Annotated in this window: 25 protein-coding genes; 22 read left to right on the top strand and 3 right to left on the bottom strand. The window is 42.1% G+C overall.

Annotation, left to right across the window (positions count from 1 at the left end; translation table 11 throughout):
* Positions 1 to 141: 141 nt before the first annotated feature.
* Complete coding sequence (locus ACGTNI_RS17765) at positions 142 to 276, bottom strand: YqzM family protein (RefSeq protein WP_082412088.1); 135 nt, start codon at positions 274 to 276, stop codon at positions 142 to 144.
* 357 nt (positions 277 to 633) lie between these two features.
* Between ACGTNI_RS17765 and holA the strand changes: the two genes are divergently transcribed.
* Complete coding sequence (gene holA, locus ACGTNI_RS17760) at positions 634 to 1,680, top strand: DNA polymerase III subunit delta (RefSeq protein WP_085508926.1); 1,047 nt, start codon at positions 634 to 636, stop codon at positions 1,678 to 1,680.
* Between the two features lie 157 nt (positions 1,681 to 1,837).
* Here holA and rpsT read toward each other — a convergent pair whose 3' ends face one another.
* Positions 1,838 to 2,098: a 30S ribosomal protein S20 gene (rpsT, locus tag ACGTNI_RS17755; protein ID WP_062446858.1), complete on the bottom strand. Its 261-nt coding sequence runs from the start codon at positions 2,096 to 2,098 to the stop codon at positions 1,838 to 1,840.
* 161 nt (positions 2,099 to 2,259) lie between these two features.
* On the opposite strand from rpsT, the gene gpr reads away from it, so the two are divergent.
* The 13 genes from gpr to deoC all read left to right on the top strand — a co-directional run bounded on the left by gpr (position 2,260) and on the right by deoC (position 17,107).
* Complete coding sequence (gene gpr, locus ACGTNI_RS17750; protein WP_394463956.1) at positions 2,260 to 3,354, top strand: GPR endopeptidase; 1,095 nt, start codon at positions 2,260 to 2,262, stop codon at positions 3,352 to 3,354.
* Between the two features lie 93 nt (positions 3,355 to 3,447).
* Positions 3,448 to 4,602: a stage II sporulation protein P gene (gene spoIIP / locus ACGTNI_RS17745; RefSeq protein ID WP_394463954.1), complete on the top strand. Its 1,155-nt coding sequence runs from the start codon at positions 3,448 to 3,450 to the stop codon at positions 4,600 to 4,602.
* Between the two features lie 18 nt (positions 4,603 to 4,620).
* Positions 4,621 to 4,950, top strand: coding sequence for a hypothetical protein (locus ACGTNI_RS17740; protein WP_085508923.1), 330 nt, complete (start codon positions 4,621 to 4,623; stop codon positions 4,948 to 4,950).
* 151 nt (positions 4,951 to 5,101) lie between these two features.
* Complete coding sequence (lepA, locus tag ACGTNI_RS17735; protein ID WP_085508922.1) at positions 5,102 to 6,919, top strand: translation elongation factor 4; 1,818 nt, start codon at positions 5,102 to 5,104, stop codon at positions 6,917 to 6,919.
* Between the two features lie 59 nt (positions 6,920 to 6,978).
* Positions 6,979 to 8,127 carry a radical SAM family heme chaperone HemW gene (gene hemW, locus ACGTNI_RS17730; RefSeq protein WP_394463953.1) on the top strand — a complete coding sequence of 383 codons (1,149 nt, stop codon included), beginning with the start codon at positions 6,979 to 6,981 and terminating at the stop codon, positions 8,125 to 8,127.
* Between the two features lie 96 nt (positions 8,128 to 8,223).
* Positions 8,224 to 9,255, top strand: coding sequence for a heat-inducible transcriptional repressor HrcA (hrcA, locus tag ACGTNI_RS17725; protein WP_394463952.1), 1,032 nt, complete (start codon positions 8,224 to 8,226; stop codon positions 9,253 to 9,255).
* Between the two features lie 124 nt (positions 9,256 to 9,379).
* The gene (gene grpE / locus ACGTNI_RS17720) at positions 9,380 to 9,934 is read left to right on the top strand and encodes a nucleotide exchange factor GrpE (RefSeq protein ID WP_062446840.1); all 555 of its coding nucleotides are present in this window, start codon (positions 9,380 to 9,382) and stop codon (positions 9,932 to 9,934) included.
* Positions 9,935 to 10,019: 85 nt separating this feature from the next.
* Positions 10,020 to 11,855 carry a molecular chaperone DnaK gene (gene dnaK, locus ACGTNI_RS17715; RefSeq protein ID WP_085508919.1) on the top strand — a complete coding sequence of 612 codons (1,836 nt, stop codon included), beginning with the start codon at positions 10,020 to 10,022 and terminating at the stop codon, positions 11,853 to 11,855.
* Positions 11,856 to 12,001: 146 nt separating this feature from the next.
* Positions 12,002 to 13,132: a molecular chaperone DnaJ gene (dnaJ, locus tag ACGTNI_RS17710; protein ID WP_394463951.1), complete on the top strand. Its 1,131-nt coding sequence runs from the start codon at positions 12,002 to 12,004 to the stop codon at positions 13,130 to 13,132.
* A 103-nt stretch (positions 13,133 to 13,235) separates the two neighbouring features.
* Positions 13,236 to 14,171 (top strand): 50S ribosomal protein L11 methyltransferase, encoded by a 936-nt coding sequence (gene prmA / locus ACGTNI_RS17705; protein ID WP_394463949.1) that lies wholly within the window; start codon positions 13,236 to 13,238, stop codon positions 14,169 to 14,171.
* A gap of 21 nt (positions 14,172 to 14,192) precedes the next feature.
* Positions 14,193 to 14,945 (top strand): 16S rRNA (uracil(1498)-N(3))-methyltransferase, encoded by a 753-nt coding sequence (locus ACGTNI_RS17700; protein WP_085508917.1) that lies wholly within the window; start codon positions 14,193 to 14,195, stop codon positions 14,943 to 14,945.
* Between the two features lie 5 nt (positions 14,946 to 14,950).
* Positions 14,951 to 16,306: a tRNA (N(6)-L-threonylcarbamoyladenosine(37)-C(2))-methylthiotransferase MtaB gene (gene mtaB, locus ACGTNI_RS17695; protein ID WP_085509243.1), complete on the top strand. Its 1,356-nt coding sequence runs from the start codon at positions 14,951 to 14,953 to the stop codon at positions 16,304 to 16,306.
* Positions 16,307 to 16,438: 132 nt separating this feature from the next.
* The gene (gene deoC / locus ACGTNI_RS17690; protein WP_394463948.1) at positions 16,439 to 17,107 is read left to right on the top strand and encodes a deoxyribose-phosphate aldolase; all 669 of its coding nucleotides are present in this window, start codon (positions 16,439 to 16,441) and stop codon (positions 17,105 to 17,107) included.
* A gap of 276 nt (positions 17,108 to 17,383) precedes the next feature.
* Here deoC and ACGTNI_RS17685 read toward each other — a convergent pair whose 3' ends face one another.
* A complete protein-coding gene (locus ACGTNI_RS17685; protein WP_176224053.1) occupies positions 17,384 to 18,307 on the bottom strand; it encodes a Na/Pi symporter in 924 nt (307 codons plus the stop codon).
* Between the two features lie 212 nt (positions 18,308 to 18,519).
* Between ACGTNI_RS17685 and rpsU the strand changes: the two genes are divergently transcribed.
* From rpsU to ACGTNI_RS17645, 8 genes are all read left to right on the top strand, one after another.
* Entirely contained in the window at positions 18,520 to 18,696 is a 177-nt protein-coding gene (gene rpsU, locus ACGTNI_RS17680) for a 30S ribosomal protein S21 (RefSeq protein WP_028783259.1), read from the top strand.
* Positions 18,697 to 18,714: 18 nt separating this feature from the next.
* Complete coding sequence (locus tag ACGTNI_RS17675; RefSeq protein WP_062446821.1) at positions 18,715 to 19,161, top strand: GatB/YqeY domain-containing protein; 447 nt, start codon at positions 18,715 to 18,717, stop codon at positions 19,159 to 19,161.
* A gap of 192 nt (positions 19,162 to 19,353) precedes the next feature.
* The gene (locus tag ACGTNI_RS17670; protein WP_394463947.1) at positions 19,354 to 20,715 is read left to right on the top strand and encodes an NfeD family protein; all 1,362 of its coding nucleotides are present in this window, start codon (positions 19,354 to 19,356) and stop codon (positions 20,713 to 20,715) included.
* The gene (floA, locus tag ACGTNI_RS17665) at positions 20,712 to 21,707 is read left to right on the top strand and encodes a flotillin-like protein FloA (protein ID WP_085508913.1); all 996 of its coding nucleotides are present in this window, start codon (positions 20,712 to 20,714) and stop codon (positions 21,705 to 21,707) included. The genes ACGTNI_RS17670 and floA overlap by 4 nt, the downstream gene beginning before the upstream one ends.
* Positions 21,708 to 21,736: 29 nt before the next feature.
* Positions 21,737 to 22,267: a YqfB family membrane protein gene (locus ACGTNI_RS17660; RefSeq protein ID WP_394463946.1), complete on the top strand. Its 531-nt coding sequence runs from the start codon at positions 21,737 to 21,739 to the stop codon at positions 22,265 to 22,267.
* 71 nt (positions 22,268 to 22,338) lie between these two features.
* Positions 22,339 to 22,620 (top strand): sporulation protein YqfC, encoded by a 282-nt coding sequence (gene yqfC / locus ACGTNI_RS17655; RefSeq protein WP_085508911.1) that lies wholly within the window; start codon positions 22,339 to 22,341, stop codon positions 22,618 to 22,620.
* Positions 22,621 to 22,648: 28 nt separating this feature from the next.
* Positions 22,649 to 23,833 carry a sporulation protein YqfD gene (gene yqfD, locus ACGTNI_RS17650; RefSeq protein ID WP_394463945.1) on the top strand — a complete coding sequence of 395 codons (1,185 nt, stop codon included), beginning with the start codon at positions 22,649 to 22,651 and terminating at the stop codon, positions 23,831 to 23,833.
* Positions 23,834 to 23,835: 2 nt separating this feature from the next.
* On the top strand, positions 23,836 to 24,813 hold the full coding sequence (locus tag ACGTNI_RS17645) for a PhoH family protein (protein ID WP_085508909.1): 978 nt from the start codon (positions 23,836 to 23,838) through the stop codon (positions 24,811 to 24,813).
* The last annotated feature ends 69 nt before the right edge of the window (positions 24,814 to 24,882 follow it).

Genomic DNA, 24,882 nt, shown 5'->3' with positions numbered 1-24,882 from the left:
CACGGCCTGAAACGGAAACCGTCTAACCAATTATGAGATTGACTCAGTAAAAAAGGTTCCGGTCATCAAAATTCGATAATCGGAACCCTTTTTTTACTATTTTCGGCTAGTTATGTCCCAGACTCTTGGTAGTAATGGAATTTACGATCCGATTACATTCACGACGACACCGGTAAAGAATATAATGAAGAAGAACAAGAACGAGAAAATGAACCCTAGCCCGGAATCGACGACATCATTATTTTTTGATTGAATATCTTTTTTGAATTCGTTCACTTTTACCCCTCCTATACCTGTGTTTTAGTATAAGCGATACTTGATTAAAAATCCAGATTCTTCATTAATTATATCAAAAAAACTATCCGTTTTTTTGATTACCTTGGTTAGCAAGAGTTGTCATCTATACTTTACGTCCTTTTGGTCAATCTAAAACCAAAGGACAATATCGTCGCCCGATCTTTCACCCGGGGCTGGAACGGGCGGCGTTCATATAGATACCTCAGGCACCTCGTTCCCAAACATTTTTGACAAGGCTTCCTAACCAGCATAAAATAAGAACATTGAGTTCCTTTTTGTGGATAGGAAATGGACGAGGTGCCTGTTACTTTATCATGTATTAACTGGGGTGTAAGTATGGACTATATGCAAGTAATGAAAAAAATAAACAAAAAACAATTTTCTTCCGTATATTTATTATATGGAACGGAATCCTACCTGATTCAGGATATTAAACAAAAAATATTGAAATATGCCTTATCTGGTGAAGATCAGGAAGTCAATGTCTCTTATTATGATTTAGAGGAGACCCCAATCGAAGATGTTGTTACGGATGCAGAGACATATCCGTTTTTTGGTGAACGGAAAATTATCATCGCCGACAATCCTGTTTTCATGAAAGCTAAACCTGATAAGCTTCCTTTTGAACATGATGTAGAAGCTTTACAGTCTTATCTCACCAATCCGGCTGATTATTCCATACTGGTAATCACAGCCCCATATGAAAAAATAGATGAACGGAAAAAAATATTCAAGTTATTTAAAAAACAAGGGGAGACAGTGCCTTGTATGCCTGTCAAAGAGTGGAACCTGGAAGAATGGATAACTTCTATTGCCGGTGAGCTAAACATCCAAGTCCCGACTGACTTGCATGAACTAATTATTCAAGAGGTTGGAACGAATCTTATGGTACTTCGAAGTGAGATGGAAAAGTTAGCACTGAATGCTGGAGAAGGAGCCACTATAACAAGGGAAATGGCTGAATCGCTTTTATCTCATAGCGCTGAGGCTTCAGGTCTTAAACTTGTTGATGCAGTGATGGAGCGCAATCTTTCTAAAGCTATTCACATTTATAAAGATTTAACAAGGATGAATGAAGATCCTATTGCCTTAACGGCTTTACTGGCCTCACAATTTCGAATTATCTTGCAAGCAAAAATACTTAAGCAAAAAGGGTATGCACAGAATCAAATGAAGCAATACATAAAAGCACATCCTTATGTAATTAAAATGGCCGTGAAAAGAGAACAGCATTTCACTTTCCACGAATTAGAACAAATCATGGATAAATTGACAGAAACGGACCAGAACATAAAACAAGGGAAAGTAGAAAAGAGTCTTGCTTTTGAATTACTACTATACCAATTGGTTCACATTAAACGATTGGATAGTCAAACAGGATGAAAGCTGGTCTTTTACCTGCTTATTACTTTAGACATTATAAAAAAGCTCCATGCGGCGAACTGGGTTCGCTGGCATGAAGCTTTTTTATGTTGGAATTCATTGCAAATGAAAAACGACCCTGGCAAGAGTCGCTTGTTGGTCATAAAAAAAGCAGGCCTTATAGGCTGTTTACTTTTTTAGCAAGGCGAGATTTTTGACGGTTGCCGTTATTTTGGTGGACGATACCTTTTTGAACGGCTTTATCAATTTTTTTCGCTGCAGTTTGTAAAGCGCTCTTAGCACCTTCTGCGTCATTGTTTGCTACTAACTTTTCCACACGCTTGACAGCTGTACGCATATCACCTTTATAAACAAGGTTTTGCACGCGGCGGTCGTCAGTTGTACGAACACGTTTCACTGCGGATTTAATATTTGGCATGATTTCACCTCCTAGGTAAAAACATCAGTCTCATTCATATCGAACAAGAGTCATTTTACCAAAGCCACCTCTAGTTTTCAATAGGTTTATCTAAGCCATGAAAGAAAACGTATAAAAATCTTCTCCCTGCCTCAAGCTAGTTACAAAAAGGAGGCGTGAGAATGAGTGCTGAAAACAGGCAATACAACGTTCGTACAGACCTGGCCATTGAAGCCAGAGATATGTATGTCAAGGAAGACCAAAAGAACCAATCTCCACAAGGGGTAGAAGTAGAAGAAAAAACCGTTGATGACATCAAGGTTACATATGTCACCATTGATGAAGCTGCTGAAGATCGTCTGGGAAAAAAAGCAGGCAATTATATTACGCTCGAGTCCAAAGCGATAAGAAATCAAGATACTGATATGCAAAAACGTCTAGCGGTTGTCCTTGCCGAGCAGCTTGGTGAATTGTTCCGTTTAAATGATATTAAAGAGGGACAAACATGTATGGTGGTCGGGCTGGGAAATCATAATGTAACGCCAGATGCTCTCGGGCCAATGGCTATGGAAAAGGTGATGGTAACAACACATCTATTTAAGCTGCACCCGGAAACGGTGGCTGAAGGCTACCGTCCAGTATCAGCTATCACTCCTGGGGTAATGGGGGTAACCGGCGTAGAAACAAGCGACATTATCCTGGGGGTACTGGAAAAGACAAAACCAGACTTTGTTATTGCTATTGATGCACTGGCATCAAGGTCGATTGATCGTATTAATGCTACCATCCAATTATCAGATACAGGCATACATCCAGGCTCCGGTGTAGGGAACAAAAGAAAAGAGCTGAGTAAATCGACGCTGAACATCCCGGTGATAGCAGTAGGGGTTCCCACCGTCGTAGATGCTGTTACGATTACAAATGACACCATTGATTATCTGTTAAAGCATATGGGCAGGGAATGGCGTGAGAAAGATGACCCGTCTAAATCTCTCACTCCCGCTCGGATGACATTTGGAGATAAAACACTGCGAGAGGAAGATTTGCCTGATTTAGAGCAACGACAAGCAATCCTTGGAATGGTTGGCGGTCTGGAAACTCATGAAAAAAGGCAATTGATAGAAGAGGTCTTGTCACCAATTGGCCATAACCTCATGGTCACACCAAAAGAAGTGGATGAATTTATGGAAGATATGGCTCATGTGATAGCAGCTGGAATTAATGCAGCGTTGCATGAAAGAATTAAAGGAGATGAATCTCAATCGTTCACTCGATAAATATGATAGAAAATTGATAGAGTGAAGTTCTATTTTATCAGCTCCCTCATAGACTTTAATAAACAGCCTTAAGGTCATGAAGGGAGCCGGATGATGAAGAAAATAAGAAAGCGAAAGCTATTCCATCACTACCAATTCAATAGGCTGTCAAAACGGGCAGGTTCATGGGTTGCGGCCATGGCAGCTCTTTTATTGATTATTGGGGGATTGACGAGTGTCAAACCGACTTATCGAATCTATTCAGAGACCATTCAGGACTGGACAAGCCAAATTGATGGTCCCTCTTTTTTATATTTATTCAGTATGGAAAATAAAATGTACAAAGAAGCCTATCCTGATAACGTAAAACCTCCTGACCTGACAACAATGGGGTTTCAATTGGCAACGAGTTTGACACCGAATGATCCGCGGAGCCTATTGGGAAGGGAGTTGCCAGGGCTGGATACTTATCATAGTGAAATTCTGGTTGCCGGTGAGGGAACGGATTATACCAACTTGCCGATAGAGTCCCATCCGCCACTGGATGTAGTAATGGAAGATAGGGAAGCGGTGGATCCGGAAGAGGAGGAGCCGGTGGAAAAAACAGAAAGAAAAGACGCACGCTCCACTGGTGATCGCAATGTCGTTCTTATTTATAATACCCACAACCGGGAATCCTTCCTTCCACACTTGGCTGAAGGGACAGAACATGCTTATCATGATGAAGTGAATATCACTAAAGTGAGTGATCGCCTGGCTAAGGCTTTAGAAGCCAACGGAATTGGGGCAAAGGTTAATGAGCGCGATGTTACTGCATTCGCAAAGGAAAAAGGGGTAGCTCCCTATGACGCATCAAGAACGATCGTTACGGAAGCGATGGCTTCCAACAAAGATATCCAATACATTTTTGACCTGCACCGTGACGGCGCTCCGAGGGATGTGACCACAACAGAAATTGATGGGGAAATTTTTGCGAAAACCATTTTTGTTATCGGAGCTGAGCACGAAGCTTATGAAAAAAATGCCAAACTGGCTGCAGATCTTCATGAATTACTGGATGAAAAGTTCCCTGGATTAAGCAGGGGGGTTATTAAAAAGAAAGGAAATGGAGTGGATGGCAAATACAATCAGGATCTTTCTGAAAAAGCGATATTACTAGAATTCGGTGGACATGAAAACAGTCTGGATGAAATATACCGGTCGGTTGATGCAGTGGCGGAAGTATTCAGTGAATATTACTGGGAAGCGGAAAAGGTGTCTGGTGATTAAGAACTGGAGGTGGGAGTTATGATAAAGTACTTGCTAATATTATGTATGATGATCTCGTTGTTTCTTGGTGGTGCTTTGTTTGGTATCAATCAAGCCTCCGAAAACCATACTGACCAGCCAGATGCCCCCATCCTTTCGGAAGAATCACTTTTAGAAGGGCAAGCGGAAAAAAACGATATGTTTGAAGGTCCTGTGGTTGGAATACCTGTAGAAACCCCATTACCAGATAAAGGTCAATATCCCGCTCATGGCAGCGTACAGATTGCAGAGTTATTAGGTACAGGGATTTCCAAGCTTTATGATATCGTCATTACTACTGCAGCTAATATAGTAGAGCCATTATTTTAGAAGAAGCAGCACAGGCAGCTTCTTCTTTTTTAAAATTAGGTTTCAGCTTTCCTGACCCGTAACTTCCGCTTTTGATGATTGAATATTCCCTTGGCTATTGCTATAATCTATGCTAGTTATCGTTCGTAAAAATAGTAGGAGTGGATTGTAATTGGCAAGTAATCAGAGACAGCAGCGTGTGAGGAACTTTTCGATCATTGCTCACATTGATCATGGGAAATCGACATTAGCTGATCGGATATTAGAAAAGACAAAAGCATTGACACAGCGTGAAATGAAAGAACAATTCCTGGATGCAATGGATTTGGAACGCGAACGGGGAATTACGATTAAATTGAATGCTGTTCAATTGAACTATCGACAAGATGATGAAGATTATATTTTTCATTTAATAGATACTCCAGGCCATGTAGACTTCACGTATGAAGTGTCGCGTAGTTTGGCTGCTTGTGAGGGTGCCATTCTGGTCGTCGATGCGGCCCAGGGGATTGAAGCCCAGACATTAGCGAATGTTTACTTAGCACTGGAGAATGAGTTGGAAATTATCCCGGTTATTAATAAAATTGACCTTCCTAGTGCAGACCCGGATAGGGTGAAGCAGGAGATCGAGGATGTGATCGGCATCGATGCTTCTGATGCGATCCTTGCCTCTGCCAAAGATGGGAAAGGAATCGATGAAATACTTGAAAGAATTGTCAGTGACATCCCAGCGCCGGCAGGCAATGAGGAAGAACCATTGAAAGCATTGATATTTGATTCCTTATATGATCCATATCGTGGTGTCATCGCTTATGTATGTATCAAAGAAGGGTCTGTTAAAGTTGGCGATAAAATCAAGATGATGGCGACCGGAAAAGAATTTGAAGTCAATGAAGTAGGTGTGTTTAAACCTAAACCAGCTCCACTGGATGAATTGACGGTCGGAGATGTTGGTTATTTGACTGCTTCGATTAAGAATGTTGGGGACAGTCGTGTCGGTGATACGATTACACATGCCAAAAAGCAGGCCGCCGAACCATTGCCAGGTTATAAACGTTTAAATCCAATGGTTTTCTGTGGAATGTATCCGGTAGATGCCAACCGTTATAATGACCTTCGTGAAGCATTGGAGCGATTGGAATTAAATGATTCTTCCCTTCAATATGAAGCGGAGACATCTCAGGCGCTTGGCTTTGGCTTCCGCACAGGTTTCCTTGGGATGCTTCATATGGAGATTATTCAGGAGCGTATTGAAAGAGAATTTGGTATTGATCTGATCACTACTGCACCAAGTGTTATTTATCAGGTGGCTTTGACAGATGGAAGTGAAATACAAGTGGATAACCCATCGATGATGCCAGACAACCAAAAAATACAGGAAGTCCGGGAACCATTTGTCAAAGCTACGATCATGGTACCGAATGATTTTGTCGGGCCGGTAATGGAAATATGCCAGAAGAAACGTGGCGATTTTAAAGATATGCAGTATCTCGATGAAAACCGGGTCAACGTTGTATATGAGATTCCATTATCCGAAATCGTATATGATTTCTTTGATGCCTTGAAATCAAAAACAAAAGGCTATGCTTCATTTGATTATGAGCTGATCGGCTATCAGGCATCCGACCTCGTCAAAATGGATATTCTGTTGAATGGTGACACGATTGATGCTTTATCATTCATTGTGCATAGAGACTTTGCCTATGAACGAGGAAAGCAAATTGTCGAAAAGCTGAAGAATCTCATTCCGAGACAGCAATTCGAGGTGCCGGTCCAGGCAACGATCGGTAACAAAGTAGTAGCTCGTTCCACGATCAAAGCGATGAGAAAGAACGTGTTATCCAAATGTTACGGGGGAGATATATCCCGTAAGCGTAAACTATTAGAAAAGCAAAAAGAAGGTAAGAAACGGATGAAGATGGTCGGTTCCGTCGAAGTACCGCAAGAAGCCTTCATGTCTGTACTTGAAATGGATGACGATGATAATTAATATGCCGAAAACCGCAGGAAGTTTTTCTTGCGGTTTTCGTTATGAAAGGCGGTAACCTGATGCACATACCATCAGTATATATTCACATACCATTCTGTCAGCAGATTTGTCACTACTGTGATTTTACAAAGTTTTTTTATAATGAGAGGCTGGCAGATGATTACTTGAACGCGTTGGAAAAAGAAATCAAATCATATATACCGGAAAAAAAGATAGCCCCCAGGACTATTTTTGTAGGTGGCGGTACTCCCACGGCACTGTCCAGGGAACAATTGAAAAAACTGCTTATCATCATTGATCGTTATCATGATATCGCAGCCTGCAGTGAATATACGTTTGAAGCCAATCCAGGTGATCTTGATGAAGAAAAAGTAAAGCTCTTGAAAGCTTACGGTGTTAATCGTATATCCCTTGGAGTGCAAGTTTTTGACGATAGGATGCTTGAAAAAATAGGCCGTCTTCATAAAGTCAAAGATGTCTATACTAATATAGACAGGCTGTTGAATGCAGGTCTCACGAATATCAGTATCGATTTGATTTATGCCCTTCCAGGTCAAACTGTAGAGCAATTCGAACAAACGGTGGACGAAGCATTACGCTTCGATCTGCCTCATTACTCTTCGTATTCCTTGCAAATTGAGCCGAAAACCGTATTTTATCAACGCTATAAAAAAGGTAAATTAAGGAAGCCTCCAGAGGAATCAGAAGCAGCAATGTATGAATTGCTGCAGAAGAAAATGATGGCTAAAGGAAAAAAACAATATGAAATCAGCAATTTTGCGGAACCAGGATTTGAAAGCAAACACAACATGACCTATTGGAACAACGAATATTACTTCGGGTTTGGGGCTGGGGCCCATGGCTATCTTCCGGGCAAACGGATCGTGAATATCCGACCGCTTCCAGCCTATATTAAACAAGCAGAAGAAAATGGCCGTCCTGTACTTCACGAGGAGCCAATCGGCAGAAGAGAACAAATAGAAGAAGAGTTATTTTTAGGTCTGCGGAAGACAGAAGGCGTAGACTTAAATAATTTCGAGGTGAAATATGGCAATAAATTTGAGCAGGTTTATGGGGATATTCTGCCTTATTTAAAAGAGCGGCAATTAATTGTAATAGCGGATGATAAAATAGCATTGACAGAAAAGGGAAGGCTCCTTGGCAATGAGGTTTTCCAGGAATTTTTGCTGGATGAAAAAGATGTATAAATCCAAGCTAAAGTCGTTGACAACATAAAAGGCATTTGATAATTTTATAATAGATTTAGCACTCAACAGATAAGAGTGCTAACAGAGGTGATCATCATGTTGACAGAAAGGCAATTACTGGTACTGCAAGTGATTATTGATGAATTCATCCATACAGCACAACCTGTAGGGTCACGTTCGATTTCCAAGAAAGATGAAGTCACCTTCAGTTCGGCTACCATTCGAAATGAGATGGCTGACTTGGAAGAGATGGGGCTGATAGAAAAGACCCACTCATCATCCGGAAGGGTTCCTTCCGAAAGTGGGTATCGGTTTTATGTAGATCATTTATTATCCCCTTTCCGTCTTTCTAATAAGGAAATTCGTTCGATTCAGGAAACCTTTCGGGATCAGATGCTTGAGTTTGAGAGAGTGGTTCAAAAGTCAGCGGGAATTTTATCTGATTTGACGAATTACACTTCGATCATTCTCGGACCAGAGGTGTTTGAAACGAAGTTGAAGCAGCTGCAGATTGTTCCATTGACTGCTCAGACAGCTGTAGCCATTCTTGTAACCAATACGGGTCATGTGGAACACAGGGCTTTCAATATCCCTCAGGAAATTGAAGCAAATGATCTGGAAAAAATGGTGAATATTTTGAATGACCGTTTACATGGTGTGCCTTTGGTACAACTTCATGAGAAGATTTTCAGTGAAGTCGGCGCTTTGTTGAAAACTCATACGAATAATTATGAGCAGGCATTTCAATACTTGCAGGCGGCGTTGCTTAATGAGCAGCCTACAAAGTTGTATGTCGGCGGAAAAACCAATATACTCATGCAGCCAGAGTTCAAAGACCTTGAAAAAGTGAGATCCCTGTATGCCATGATGGAAAAAGAAAGTGAGATTGTTCACTTACTGCGTAACGATCATTCTGGAATTCAAGTGAAAATCGGCCATGAGAATGAGGTCGATGCCATGCAGGATTGCAGCTTGATTACGGCCAGTTACGCGTTAGGTGATGATCAAGTTGGAACCATCGCTTTATTAGGACCTACCCGGATGGAGTACAATCGCGTTATTAAATTAATGCACGTGCTTTCATCAGAAATGACAGATACCTTTAAGTCCTGGTATCAAAATGAATAAGGGTAGAAAAGGATAAAGATGGGCAGTTTTTTCTCCCATCCCTTATTTTTGTCCTTTTACTTTTTTCTGTGCAGTAAAAGTGTTATAGTCTTAACGGTGAATAGAACTCGGAGGGGGTGTCGGAATGTCAAAGGACAACCAGCAGGAACAAGAAATCATTACAGATCCAGAAGAAACAGCGAAGGAAGAAGAATTGGAACAGGAAGTCCTTGAGGAAGAACAGGCTGAGGACGAGGAATTAGAAAAATTGAAGCAGGATTATGAAGAACTTAATAACCGCTTGATCCGCCTGCAAGCTGATTATGATAACTTCCGCAGACGCACAATGAAAGAACGCGAAGCGGATCGTAAATATAAATCCCAGGACCTCGTTACTGAATTAGTTCCGGTTTTGGACAATTTTGACCGTGCATTGAAAGTGGAGGTCGAAGGCGAAGCCGCTAAAGGGTTCGTCGATGGTATGAAAATGGTTTACCAGCAATTTAAAGCTGCATTGGAAAAAGAGGGCGTTGAAGAAATCAAAGCAGAGGGTGAGCAGTTTGATCCTCACCTTCATCAGGCAGTTATGCAGGCGAATGAGGAAGACTACGATTCCAATGTTGTCATTGAAGAAATGCAAAAAGGATACAAACTGAAAGATCGGGTAATCCGGCCTGCAATGGTGAAAGTGAACCAGTAAACGAGCCATCTATATGTAATCTAACTCCGTACAGGAGTTCATTCATATGAATTCAACACAGTAGAGCTATAAGGAGGAATTTTCAATGGGTAAAATCATTGGTATTGACTTAGGTACAACAAACTCTTGTGTCGCTGTAATGGAAGGCGGCGAATCAAAAGTAATTCCAAATCCAGAAGGTAACCGTACAACTCCTTCTGCCGTCGCGTTTAAAAATGGTGAACGCCAGGTAGGGGAAGTCGCTAAGCGTCAGGCGATTACTAACCCGAACACTATCCTTTCCATTAAACGTTATATGGGTACCGACCATAAAGTAGAAGTGGAAGGAAAAGAATACACACCTCAAGAAGTTTCTGCAATCATCCTTCAATACATCAAAGGATATGCAGAAGACTACCTGGGTGAAACGGTAGACAAAGCTGTAATTACTGTACCGGCTTACTTTAATGATGCGGAACGTCAGGCTACTAAAGATGCAGGTAAAATCGCTGGCATCGAAGTAGAACGTATCATCAATGAGCCAACTGCTGCAGCACTTGCTTATGGTATCGATAAAGAGGACCAGGATCAGACAATTCTTGTTTATGACCTTGGTGGCGGTACTTTTGACGTTTCTATCCTTGATATTGGCGACGGTACGTTTGAAGTTGTATCTACTGCCGGTGATAACCGCCTTGGCGGGGATGATTTTGACCAGGTAATTATCGACCATATGGTTGCTGAGTTCAAGAAAGAAAATGGTATCGATCTATCTCAGGACAAAATGGCCAAACAACGCCTGAAAGATGCCGCTGAAAAAGCGAAGAAGGACCTTTCCGGTGTTGCACAAACTCAGATTTCCCTTCCGTTTATCACAGCCGGGGAAGCTGGTCCATTGCATCTGGAAATGACATTGACACGCGCTAAATTCGAAGAACTTTCTTCTGATCTAATTGAGCGCTCTATGAAACCGACTCGTCAGGCTCTAAAAGACGCTGGTCTTTCTTCCAGTGAAATCGATAAAGTTATCTTAGTCGGTGGTTCCACTCGTATTCCGGCTGTCCAGGATGCATTGAAAAAAGAAGTAGGGAAAGAACCTTCTAAAGGAGTTAACCCTGATGAGGTAGTAGCGCTTGGTGCTGCTATTCAAGGTGGAGTCCTACAAGGGGACGTTAAAGATGTTGTTCTTCTGGACGTTACCCCACTTTCCCTTGGTATTGAAACTATGGGTGGCGTAACTACTAAACTTATTGAACGTAACACAACAATTCCAACCAGCCACTCCCAAGTATTCTCAACAGCAGCAGATAACCAGACTGCGGTTGATATCCATGTACTCCAAGGTGAGCGCGAAATGGCACAGGATAACAAAACGCTTGGCCGTTTCCAATTGACAGATATTCCACCAGCGCCGCGTGGTGTACCACAAATTGAAGTATCCTTCGACATCGATGCTAACGGTATTGTTAACGTCCGTGCTAAGGATATGGGTACAAATAAAGAGCAGTCCATCACTATTAAATCTTCTTCCGGGCTTTCTGACGAAGAAGTAGAAAAGATGGTCAAAGAAGCAGAAGAAAATGCCGAAGCAGATAAGAAACGCCGTGAAGAGGTAGAACTTCGCAATGAAGCGGACCAAATGATCTTCACTACTGAAAAAACATTGAAAGACTTAGGCGAACAGGTTTCTGAAGAAGAAAAACAACAGGCAGAAACCGCTAAAGATGAATTGAAAGAAGCGTTAGAAGGAGAAGATCTGGATAAGATCAAAGAAAAGAAAGAAGCGCTTCAGGAACACGTCCAAAACTTATCTGCAAAAGTGTATGAGCAAGCAGCACAACAAGCTCAAGCTCAGCAGGAAGCAGAAGGCGGACAAGGCAGCGACGATGATGTAGTCGATGCTGATTATGAAGAAGTTAATGAAGAAGACGACAAAAAGTAAGAAAGTCAAGTTAAAAGTCAAAGTCAGGAATTTCTTGGCTTTGACTTTTTTAACGTAAACGAAAGTGAAGAAACAAGATTTGAAAATAGCTTTGTATCAATGTTATTATTAACTTTATGCAATAGTGCCGGGAGAGTGATCGTCAAGTGAGTAAACGAGACTACTATGACGTTCTTGGTGTGGGAAAAGACGCTTCCAAGGACGAAATTAAGAAGAGTTATCGAAAACTTGCCCGCAAATACCATCCGGACGTCAGTGATGAACCGGATGCGGCGGATAAGTTTAAAGAAGTAAAGGAAGCTTACGAAGTATTAAGTGATCAGCAGAAACGTACCCAATATGATCAATTTGGTCATGCCGGCCCTCAAGGTCAAGGCGGGTTTGGCGGCTTCGGTGGAGGCGCGGAAGATTTTGGCGGCTTCGGCGATATATTTGATATGTTCTTTGGCGGCGGGGGCAGAAGACGTGATCCAAATGCTCCCCGTAAGGGCGCTGACCTTCAATATACAATGACACTGGGCTTTGAAGAAGCCATTTTCGGTAAAGAAGCGGATATTGAAATACCGAAAGAAGAAGAATGTGAGACATGTGATGGCTCAGGAGCCAAGCCAGGGACATCTCCAGAAACCTGTCCTCACTGTAAAGGGAGCGGCCAGCTGAACGAAGAGCAAAATACTCCGTTTGGCCGTGTCGTTAACCGTAGAGTATGTCATTATTGCCAAGGCAGTGGTAAAATCGTCAAGGATAAATGTAATACCTGCGGCGGTTCTGGAAATGTGACCAAACGAAAAAAAATCCATGTCAGCATACCAGCAGGAATTGATGATGGCATGCAAATCCGGGTAGCAGGACAAGGGGAATCCGGTGCCAACGGAGGACCTGCGGGTGATTTGTTTGTTGTAGTGAGAGTAGAATCTCATGAATTCTTTGAAAGAGAAGGCGACCACATCTTTTGTGAGCTGCCTGTAACCTTTGCACAAGCTGCACTTGGTGATGAGTTAGAAGTACCGACTGTACATGGCAGAGTGAAACTGAAAGTGCCAGCAGGAACGCAAACTGGGAAAACATTCCGTTTGAAAGGGAAAGGTGCTCCTAATGTCCGCGGACATGGTCATGGCGACCAGCATGTGAAAATCCGTGTCGTCACTCCACAAAACCTTACGGAAAGACAGAAAGAACTAATCCGTGAGTTTAATGAAATCAGTGGTAATGAAGCGACAGAAGAACAACACGGTAACTTTTTCCAAAAAATGAAGCGAGCATTCAAAGGCGAGTAGGATTACAGGGGCTGATCAAAATTAGGAAAACTATTTTGAATCAGCCTCTACATATGTTGAGGCAGGTAAGATTCAAAAAACGACTGGAAAAGAGTTGATGGAAATGAAATGGTCGGAAGTTTGTATTCATACTACAAACGAAGCTGTAGAACCAGTTTCAAATATCCTGCATGAAGCAGGAGCCAGTGGTGTAGTCATTGAAGATCCACAAGATATGGAAAAAGAACGCAGGGCGGGTTTTGGTGAATTATATGAGCTCGATCCTGACGATTATCCTTCAGAAGGGGTTTATGTAAAAGCCTACCTTCCGGTTAATAGTTTTTTGAGTGAAACCATCGATGCTGTCAAACAGTCCATTAACAGTTTAGCGGAATATGATATCCAGTTAGGCAAAAATAAGGTGACACTTTCTGAAGTCAATGAAGAAGATTGGGCGAATGAATGGAAAAAATATTATAAACCAGTCAAAGTTTCAGACAAAGTAACGATCATCCCTACGTGGGAGGAATATGAACCCGTTTCCAGTGATGAAGTAATTATCGAAATGGACCCTGGGATGGCCTTTGGCACTGGAACGCATCCTACAACAGTACTTAGTATTCAAGCTATTGAACGTTTTCTGAATGAAGGAGACCTTGTTTTGGATGTGGGAGCAGGTTCCGGCATTCTAAGTGTTGCTTCGGTGCTGCTTGGGGCATCTGAAGTGCTTGCTTATGATCTCGATGAGATTGCTGTATCAAGTACTGAAAATAATGCCAGGCTCAACCAGGTGGAGGACCGGATTTCTGCACGTCAAAATGATTTGCTGAATGGGGTAGATGTGAAGGCAGATTTGATTGTTTCCAATATTCTTGCAGAGATCATTGTCCGTTTCACCGAAGATGCCTATCAGCTCTTGAAGCCAGGAGGCTATTTCATCACTTCCGGGATCATACAAGGAAAAAAAGAAGATGTAAAACAAAGCCTGAAAAATGCCGGTTTTGATATAGTGGAAGTGAACCAAATGGAAGATTGGATATCTATTATCGCAACGAAATAGTAAGTAAAGCAGGTGCATCGAATGCAGCGATATTTTGTAGGGGAAGACGGCTGGACTGAACAGGTAGTAACCATAACAGGCGAGGATGTCCATCATATTGTCCGGGTTATGCGAATGCAGCCGGATGATGAAATTATTTGTATTAACCCCAGCGGCTTTGCTGCCTCATGCCGTATTACAAGTACTGATAAAGAGGCGGTACAATGTAATATCATCAAATGGCTGGATGAGCAAGTAGAACTCCCTGTGGAAGTCACTATTGTCCAAGCGCTTGGCAAAGGGGATAAGTTAGAGACGGTCGTACAAAAAGGTACAGAGCTAGGTGCTTCCCAATTCATCCCTTATCAAGCAGAAAGATCTGTAGTAAAATGGGATAAAAAAAAGGTGGATAAGAAAATCTCCCGCCTTGAAAAAATTGCGAAAGAAGCTAGTGAACAATGCCAACGTACAATAATACCGTCCATTCATTCTGTTCATCAACTAGACGAGCTGATACAATTAGGTGAACAATATAAATGGAAATTATTCGCATTTGAAAATGAAGCAAAACAGGATGAATACCAGTCTTTAGCGAATTTGGTCAATAAAATGTCTGCTGGTGACCGCGTGATTGCAGTGATTGGACCCGAAGGAGGCTTTTCTCAGTCCGAGGCAGCTAAGCTTACGGAAGCAGGATTTCATCCTGTCCGGCTGGGTCCCCGAATCTTACGAATGGAAACAGCTCCTCTATATTTGCTGGCAAGTATTTCGTATCATCTAGAAGAATTGAGGTGATGAAAATGCCAACAGTGGCATTTCATACATTAGGGTGTAAAGTGAATCACTATGAAACTGAAGCCGTATGGCAATTATTTAAAGATCAGGGGTATGAACGCGTGGACTTCGATCGCGAATCTGACGTTTACGTTATCAATACCTGTACGGTAACCAATACCGGAGATAAAAAAAGCCGTCAGGTTATCCGTCGTGCCATTCGTAAAAATCCAGATGGTGTTATTTGTGTAACCGGCTGTTATGCACAGACCTCACCTGGGGAAATTATGGATATACCTGGGGTGGATATTGTAGTCGGTACCCAAAACAGGGTGAAGATGCTGGATTATATTGAACAATATAAACAGGAACGTCAACCGATCAATGGCGTTACTAATATCATGAAAAACCGTGTATATGAAGAATTGGACGTGCCATATTTTACAGATCGTACGCGAGCTTCTTTAAAAATCCAGGAAGGCTGCAATAATTTCTGTACCTTCTGTATTATTCCTTGGGCGCGTGGCTTGATGCGTTCAAGAAAGCCGGAAGATGTTATCAAACAAGCTCAACAGCTTGTGGATGCAGGCTATAAAGAAATCGTCCTAACCGGAATTCATACTGGTGGTTATGGTGAAGATATGAAAGACTATAACCTTGCGATGCTGCTTCGTGAATTAGATGAGAAAGTTACAGGATTGAAGCGTATCCGTATTTCTTCTATTGAAGCAAGCCAAATTACGGATGATGTTATTCAAGTCTTAAACGACTCGGATAAAATTGTGCGCCATTTACACATACCATTACAATCTGGTTCTGACACAGTACTTAAACGTATGCGCAGAAAATACACGATGGAATTTTATAAGGAACGAATTGAGAGAATCAAAGAAGCGTTGCCTGACCTTGCCATCACTTCTGATGTTATTGTAGGATTCCCGGGGGAAACGGAAGAAGAATTCATGGAAACCTATCGGGCTGTTCAGGAGATCGGTTATTCTGAACTACATGTCTTCCCATTCTCCAAGCGAACAGGTACACCAGCAGCAAGAATGGATAATCAAGTCGATGAAGAAGTGAAAAATGAGCGCGTACACCGTTTGATTGAATTATCCGATCAGCAGGCGAAAGAATACGCCTCCCGCTTTGAAAATGACGTCTTAGAGGTCATTCCTGAAGAGGAAGATAAAGAAACCGAAAATGGTGGTGTACTGATCGGTTATACCGATAATTATTTGAAAGTGAAGTTCGAGGGATCTAAGGAATTAATTGGAAAAATTGTCAAAGTAAAAATAACTGAAGCAGGCTACCCGTATAATGAAGGTCAGTTTGTTCGCGTAATGGACGAACCGGATTTGAGCAGCCGGGTTACTGCTATTTAAAGGGGAAAGCCATACGACCGTTCGTATGGCTTTTTCGAAAGAGGAAAAGACTAGGCATAGAAATTAACCTGCCTTCATGCTATGATGGAGAGGTACGTACAACTAACCGACCAGAAGAAAGGAAGAGGTTTTATGGAAAATATCGCAAAGTATATTGATCATACACAATTAAAGCCGGACACTCCTCAGGAAAAAATTGATCAAGTCTGTCAGGAAGCGAAAGAGTATGAGTTTGCTTCTGTATGTGTGAACCCTTATTGGGTCAATCATTGCTATGAACATTTAAAAGACACTAATGTTAAGGTTTGTACTGTAATCGGTTTCCCATTGGGAGCGAATACGAAAGAAGTCAAAGCATTTGAAACAAAACAGGCCATCGAAAAAGGTGCTACAGAAATTGATATGGTCATCAACGTGGGAGCGCTTAAATCAAAAGATTATGAGACAGTACAGGCAGATATCGAGGCTGTCGTAAGAGAAGCAGAGGATAAAGCTCTAGTCAAAGTAATCATTGAAACCTCACTGCTTACAGATGATGAAAAAGTAAAAGCCTGTGAGTTGGCTGTCAAGGCAGGCGCGGATTATGTGAAGACTTCTACGGGATTCTCAGGAGGAGGAGCGACTGTAGAAGATATTAAACTAATGCGTGCTACAGTTGGACCGGAGCTTGGCGTGAAGGCTTCTGGTGGAGTGCGTGATTTTGAAGCTACAAAAGCGATGATTGATGCAGGTGCTACGCGTATCGGTGCAAGTTCCGGCATTCAAATCATAAAAGGTGAACAAGGTACCTCCGATTATTAATATTAATAAGCCCAGAGTTGTAGAAACTCTGGGCTTTCATTTTGTCCGATCCTTATTCCATTAAAGCTCCCTTTTGCTGAAGACTCAGTTTCAAGATATGTTGTTTCCGTTACGGTAGTAACGGTTTGGAGGACCGGGAAATAACTCGCTTTCCGTCTTCCCCGCGGAAAGCAAATCCTTCCCCAACGCCCCTATTTCTCAAATAATGTCTCGAAATCAAGTCTTCGACTTTTCGGCCCTCTTAATGGAACAGGAGCTTTAACTAAGAATAAATTTTTATTTATGCAATCGGGTAAGCCATTTTTCGAAAGGTTTTAAAAAAGGGTAGAACAGAAAGATGGTCACCGTGTTGAAAAGCACTGCCAAATGGGCTAACTGCCTGCCAGGTTCTGCTGCAAGCCAGACAGATAGCTCATCCAAATAACCGAGGACAGGAAGGAATAAGAGCACACTGATGAGGTTGTACCAGATATGGCTTGATGCCACTACTCTAGCGCCTTTATCAAGGGCGGCACCTGCTATGGATGCTGTTATACAAGTGCCTATATTGGTCCCCAGGATAACAGCTATGGCAGATGGCATAGAGATTGCTCCTTGCTCCAGCATGGTCAGCGTCACTCCAAACATGGCAGAGGACGACTGAATAAGCCCGGATCCGATAATACCAAAAAACAAGGCAGAAAGAGTAGAATCATCCAGTGAACTTAACCAGTCAGAAGTTCCAGGAAGATTCATGAAATCAGCTATGGACCCTCCTAAGTTTTCTAAGGCCAGAAAGATGACAGCAAGTCCAAATAAAATAGTGCCCCAGGCAAATGTTTTCTGATGCTGCATGACGATCATCAAACCACCTGCAAGGAGTAGGAAGCTATATGGAAGATGCAATGACAAACTTAATATCTCCCCTGTAAGGGTGGTACCTAGGTTGGCACCAAGCATGATACCTATAGCCTGAGTTACTTTCATATATTTAGTAGTAACAAGCCCCATTGCTAATACAATTACAACCGAACTGCTTTGCAGTAAGCCTGTTGCAGCAAACCCTGTTAAAATGGCAAGGATAGGGTTTCTGGAAAAATGCTGTATCCACTGCTTAGTTCGTTGGTAGGAAAGTTGGAATAGACCTACTTTCAAACATTGCAGGCCAAAAAGAAACATTAATAACAATACCGTTAATTTTGAAATTAATTCCATCATCATATGGCGACACCTCATTTCACTATATGGACAAGAGGAAGGAAACATGTACAGAAATTCAGGGATAACTGAACAAAAAAATGGTAAGTATGGAACAAATTCAGGGAAAAAAGTTGACCCGGAATAGGGGTTATAATATAATTATCAAAGGCATGGGATATAGAGATGCATGCTGAGAAGATACTTGCTTTATGCTTCGGAGGGAGGGAAATAGCATGTCAAAAACAACTCGCGTTCGTAAAAACGAGTCTCTTGAAGATGCTCTTCGTCGCTTCAAAAAGAGTGTATCCAAATCTGGAACTCTATCTGAATATCGTAAACGTGAACATTACGAAAAGCCTAGCGTACGCCGTAAGAAAAAGTCTGAGGCCGCTAGAAAGCGTAAGTGGTAAAAGAGGGTGTAGAGAGCTATGTCATTAGTTGAACGTCTCAATCAAGACATGAAACAAGCGATGCGGAATAAGGAAAAGGAAAAACTGACCGTTATCCGCATGGTTAAAGCTTCCTTGCAAAATGAAGCGATCAAACTTGGAAGAGGCGAATTATCTGAAGAAGAAGAGCTTACTGTTTTATCCCGCGAGGTAAAGCAACGTAAGGATTCCCTCCATGAATTTCAAGAAGCTGGACGCGAAGACCTTGTAGAAAAACTTAATCGTGAAATAGAGATTTTACAAGCATATATGCCGAAACAGCTTTCAGAAGAAGAACTTGAACAAGTTGTTCAAGAAACGATTGCAGAAGTGGGAGCTTCCTCAAAGAAAGATATGGGGAAAGTAATGAGTGCAATCATGCCTAAAGTGAAAGGCAAGGCAGATGGTTCTCAAGTAAATAAGCTCGTACTGAAGCATTTATCATGATTACATGATGGAAAAATCTCCCTTGTGATAGGGAGATTTTTTTTAACCCTTTAGAAAGTAAGGTTTTAAAACCCTAAAATACTGAGTTAAACCAGCTGTGTATTTTCCATAACAAATTATAAATTTGTATGAAACCTTGCTGCTGAGTAAAACGTACATATAGTATGATTCGGTTTGAAAGGGGGGACCTGAATGTTTCGAATCTCTCGCTATTTATTAATAATTGCCCTGCTGTTGTCAGGCTTGGTGCATGTTTTACATGAGGATTCCACTAAAGCATATGCCGAGAGCGGGGAAGGGAAACTTGTATATATCATTCCTGTGAAAGATAATGTAGAACGTGGGATGGAAGCGTTTTTAAGAAGAGCTATTTCGGAAGCGGAAGATGCTGATGCGGATTATATTATCTTTGAAATTGCTACTCCTGGCGGCAGGGTGGATTCTGCTAACGCCATAGGAGAATTATTTCAGGATTTAAATATTCCTAATGCAGCATTTATTACTACACAAGCTTTGTCGGCTGGCTCCTACATAGCGCTTAATTCGGACGAAATTTATATGAAGCCGAACGCTACTATGGGAGCTTCAGGGGTTATCACTGGTGATGGAAATGCGGCTGACAAAAAAGCCCAGTCTGCTTGGATTGCCGCCATGACGGCTGCAGCTGAATCAAACGGTCGCGATCCTCTGTATGCAGAAGCGATGGCTGATCCATCAGTCGACCTCCCGGATTATAATGCCCCTGAGGGTGAGTTTCTCACGCTTGGTCCAAATACAGCTGAAGAAGTAGGATATGCTGAGGGAATAGTCAGGCACCGGACAGAGCTCCTTAGCGAATTAGATCTGACCGGAGCTGAAATAGTGGAGACTGAACCATCATTAGCAGAGAATATTGCGCGGTTTTTAACAGATCCTGTTGTCGTGCCGATACTGCTATCCGTTGCCAGTTTAGGGTTGATTGTTGAATTGTATTCTCCTGGATTTGGAATCCCGGGGACCATGGGGCTCTTATCTCTCGTATTGTTTTTCTATGGGCATATCATAGCTGGTCTGGCGGGTTACGAAGCGATCATTTTGCTTGTGCTTGGTCTTATACTAATAATCGCTGAGTTTTTCTTACCTGGTGGAATTGCAGGGATTGCGGGGGCTGTTGCCATCGTATCCTCATTGATGCTTTCCGGAGCTGATACCGGTCATATGGCTATGAGTATCGGGATTGCAATTCTGGTAGCAATTATTGCTTCCGTTATCCTGTTCAAATACCTTGGACTGGAAAGAGGATTTTTCAGGCATATCATTTTACAAGACGCCACTACCACTGACAAAGGCTTTGTCTCCTCTACCAACCGATTAGAGTTGATTGGGTTAGAAGGCGAAACATTGACGCCGCTGCGTCCTTCCGGGACTGCTGTATTTGATGAGGAACGTTTAGACGTGGTGTCAGAAGGCAGGTTTTTACCGGCTGGTCAACCTGTGAAGGTCATAAAAACAGAAGGCTCACGCATCGTTGTGCGTGAAATTAATAAAGAAACCATGAAGGAGGAAAAAGAATGACGTTACAAGAATTAATGCCAATTATCATTGTTGGTCTTATCATCATCGTGCTTGCCATTCTATTCACTTTTATACCAGTTATGCTGTGGATCAGCGCACTGGCAGCAGGTGTCCGTATCAGTATTTTCACACTCGTAGGAATGCGGCTTCGTCGGGTAATCCCATCCAGGGTAATCAATCCGTTGATTAAAGCTCATAAAGCTGGTGTTAACGTAGATACCAACCAGTTAGAGAGCCATTACCTGGCAGGTGGTAATGTGGACCGTGTGGTCAATGCTTTAATTGCTGCTCAGCGAGCTAATATAGAGCTTAGTTTTGAACGCTGTGCCGCGATAGACCTGGCCGGTCGTGATGTATTGGAAGCTGTGCAAATGAGTGTCAATCCGAAAGTGATTGAAACTCCATTCATTGCAGGTGTTGCAATGGATGGGATTGAAGTAAAAGCAAAAGCACGTATTACAGTACGTGCCAACATCGACCGTTTAGTCGGTGGTGCGGGGGAAGACACAGTCATCGCCCGTGTAGGTGAAGGAATTGTCTCCACAATTGGTAGCTCCGAAAACCATAATAAAGTTCTGGAAAACCCGGACCGTATTTCCCAGAATGTATTGTCAAAAGGTTTAGATGCGGGGACTGCTTTTGAGATTTTATCCATTGATATTGCAGATATCGATATCGGTAAAAACATTGGTGCTATCCTGCAGACAGATCAGGCTGAAGCTGATAAGAATATCGCTCAGGCGAAAGCCGAAGAACGCCGTGCTATGGCGATTGCTCAAGAACAAGAGATGCGTGCCAGAGTGCAAGAAATGCAAGCGAAAGTTGTGGAAGCAGAAGCTGAAGTACCTCAGGCACTTGCTGAAGCCCTGCGTTCAGGTAAGATGGGCGTCATGGACTACATGAACTACCGTAATATAAATGCTGATACAGATATGCGTGATACTTTAGGAAAACTTTCTAAGGAAGACCATGGTGAAGACGAAGAAAAATAATCACCTCCGTGGTGTAAGGAGGCTATCCCATGGAAAATTTCATTAATTTTCTACTGAATAATATTTTTCTGGTCGCTATTTTTATTGGCGGTATTATCAGTTGGTTGAATCGGATGAATGCAGAGCAGGAGGAGGAGCGGCCGAAACGGCCGGCCCCCCAGCAGAAGCAAACGCCTGCACGCCCAGCACAGCCTGGAATGGAGCGGATGGAAAGAACTGAGCGCTCTCAACAGAAAATGCCAGCCGAAAATAGGGTTGAAAAATATTACGAAGAAAAGAAAAGACAAATCAAAGATATTTCTGAACGAAATATCAGTGATAGACAAGACACCGGCTCTTTCACTTATGAAACACCAAACCGGAAAATCCATGATGCCCTCCCAGGGCAAATGGAACGTACGAAACCGGCGCAGTATGGTCAGAAAGCAGCACCTTCTCTTTCGATTAAAAGCAATTTGAATCGAAAGAAGATTGCTGAAAGTGTCATGATGGCCGAGATATTGGGCCCCCCCCGAGCGCATAAACCGCATCGTACATTTTCAAAACGAAATAATTATTGATAAGAACGCACGGATTGTAGTGATACAATCCGTGCGTTTTTCGTATATATAGAGGAGGGGGAGGTCGTTACATGAAAAAATGGCAACAACAGATCCGTGGCTGGATGGCCAATTACTTGGAACTTCCTTCTGATGTCATGTTGGATTTGCCAAGAGTCACTACAATCGGGGATTTCCATGTTTATATAGAAAACCATCAGGGACTGCTCCATTTTTCTGAGCATGAAATCAGACTGAAATCGAGGAAAGGACAAATCCGTCTGACTGGTGAAGGATTCGTTTTAAAAATGATGTTATCGGAAGAAATACTGGTAGAAGGAAAGATGCATTCAATTTTATTTACGGATCAATAATTTGTTCCTTGAAAGGAGGCCTTTTAAGATGAAACCTTTACAAGGTAAGTTCATAAAGGGATACGTCACACTAATCATCCAGGGTACATATCCGGAACAGTTTATCAACCTTTGTGCCAGAGAAGGGGTGGTTATTTGGAATGCAAAGAAATTGTCGGAGCATCAGCTTCAGGCAAACATTTATCTGGATGACCTCACAGAAGTGAAGAGGATCAGAAAAAGGACAAGGTATAAAATTCGTTTGAAACGCGGACAAGGAATCCCTTATTTGTGGAGTAATTTTGTAGCTCAGAAGCCATTATGGTTTGCGTTACTGTTAACCATCATGCTTCTTGTTTTTGTTTCCAATTTAGTTTGGTCCGTTCATATCGAAGGACTGCCAAAAGAACTGGAGAAAAAAGTGGAAAAGCAATTAAAGGGGTACGGGGTGCAGCCAGGAGCTGTTTCTTTCAGACTTGATGATAATGGCACTTTACAGCAGAAGCTTCTGGATGATATACCGGAACTGCTTTGGATCGGTGTGGAGAAGAAGGGAACCGCATATATTTTTCATGGAGTTGAAAAGACATTAGTAGAAAAAGAGGAAGCAAGGCAGCCGGCAGATTTGGTGGCGGCGAAAAAAGGCATGATTCATTACATTTATATCTCACAAGGTAAGCCGATGGTTGAGGTTAACGACTATGTGGAAAAAGGCGATTTGTTAGCATCTGCCCAACTGGATGAAAATGATAAAAGTCTTGTCCGGGCAGAAGGACAAGTTGTCGCTGAAACATGGTATCGCGTAGAAGTTACCGCAAGCCAACAAGAGAATATACAAACAGCTACAGGAGAGTTTGAAAAACAATACCATATCAATATCGCGGGTTTTGAATTTCCTGTATGGGGCTGGGGTAAAATAGACTACAAGTTCAAGAAAAAAGAAGAAGATTATCATCAGCTGAGCATATTTTCTAAGACCTTCCCTTTCTACTGGAAAAAAACAACGTACTTTGAGCTGTCTCGCATGAAGTATGACAGAACCGAGGAAGAAGCAGCGCAAATAGCAAAAGAGCAGGGGAAAAGAGATTTGCTCAAAAAACTTCCTGAGGGTTCTGAAATTACGGAAGAAAATATTTTGCACCGAAGTGTGGACAATGGTAAAGTAAAATTAATCCTTTTTATGAAAGTTCATGAAGATATAGCAAAGACAAAGAATGTGAATCAAGGAGATTGAATATGCAGGAAGACTTAAAAACGATTGATATACAACTAGATAACCCATCAGAAGCATTAGCATTATTTGGAACAGAAGATCGAAACCTTAAACAGATTGAGGAACAGCTTCAGGTTTCTATAATTTCCCGCGGGGAACATGTAAGCGCCTCGGGCCGTGGAGATAAGACTAAGCTTGTGGAAGAAGTATTGCTTTCTTTACTGGCACTAATCAGAAAAGGTTTGACGATAACTGAACGGGATGTTGTCTATGCTGTGGAGCTGGCCAAAAAAGGAAAAATCAACCAGTTCGAGGCCTTATTTGAAGACGAAATTACCCGAAATGCAAAAGGTAAATCGATTCGTGTTAAGACATTGGGGCAACGCGGCTACGTATCAGCCATCCGTAATAATGATTTAGTGTTTGGGATCGGCCCCGCTGGAACAGGTAAAACTTATTTAGCTGTCGTTATGGCGGTCAATGCCCTGAAAAATGGGCAGGTTAAGCGGATAATATTAACCCGGCCGGCTGTAGAAGCTGGGGAAAGCCTTGGCTTTCTGCCAGGTGATTTGAAAGAGAAAGTAGATCCTTATCTCCGTCCTCTCTATGACTCACTGCATGATGTATTAGGGACTGAACATACCGCTCGTCTTATTGAGAGGGGAACAATTGAAATTGCCCCTCTTGCCTATATGCGTGGACGCACGCTGGATGATGCGTTTGCTATTTTGGACGAAGCGCAAAATACTACTCCTGAACAGATGAAAATGTTCTTGACCAGACTCGGCTTTGGTTCAAAAATGGTTATCACAGGGGATATTACACAGGTTGACCTGCCTAAAGGGGTAAGGTCAGGGCTTCGTGAAGCAGAATTGCGTTTAAGAGGGATTAAAGGATCCTCATTTATCCATCTTGATCAGACAGATGTTATCCGTCATCCATTAGTACAACGAATTATTGATGCTTATGAGAAAGATAAAGAGAAGAAGGAAGACAAATAAGACCCGGATGCAAGGGTCTTATTTTATACTTTAAAAAAGTAAACTTTGTTAAAAGGCTAGAGTATAAAA

Origin of the sequence: Thalassobacillus sp. B23F22_16 (genome assembly GCF_043496955.1) — a bacterium.
GTDB lineage: Bacteria > Bacillota > Bacilli > Bacillales > Halobacillaceae > Thalassobacillus > Thalassobacillus devorans_A.
This window is presented reverse-complemented; position numbering and strand designations above follow the sequence as displayed.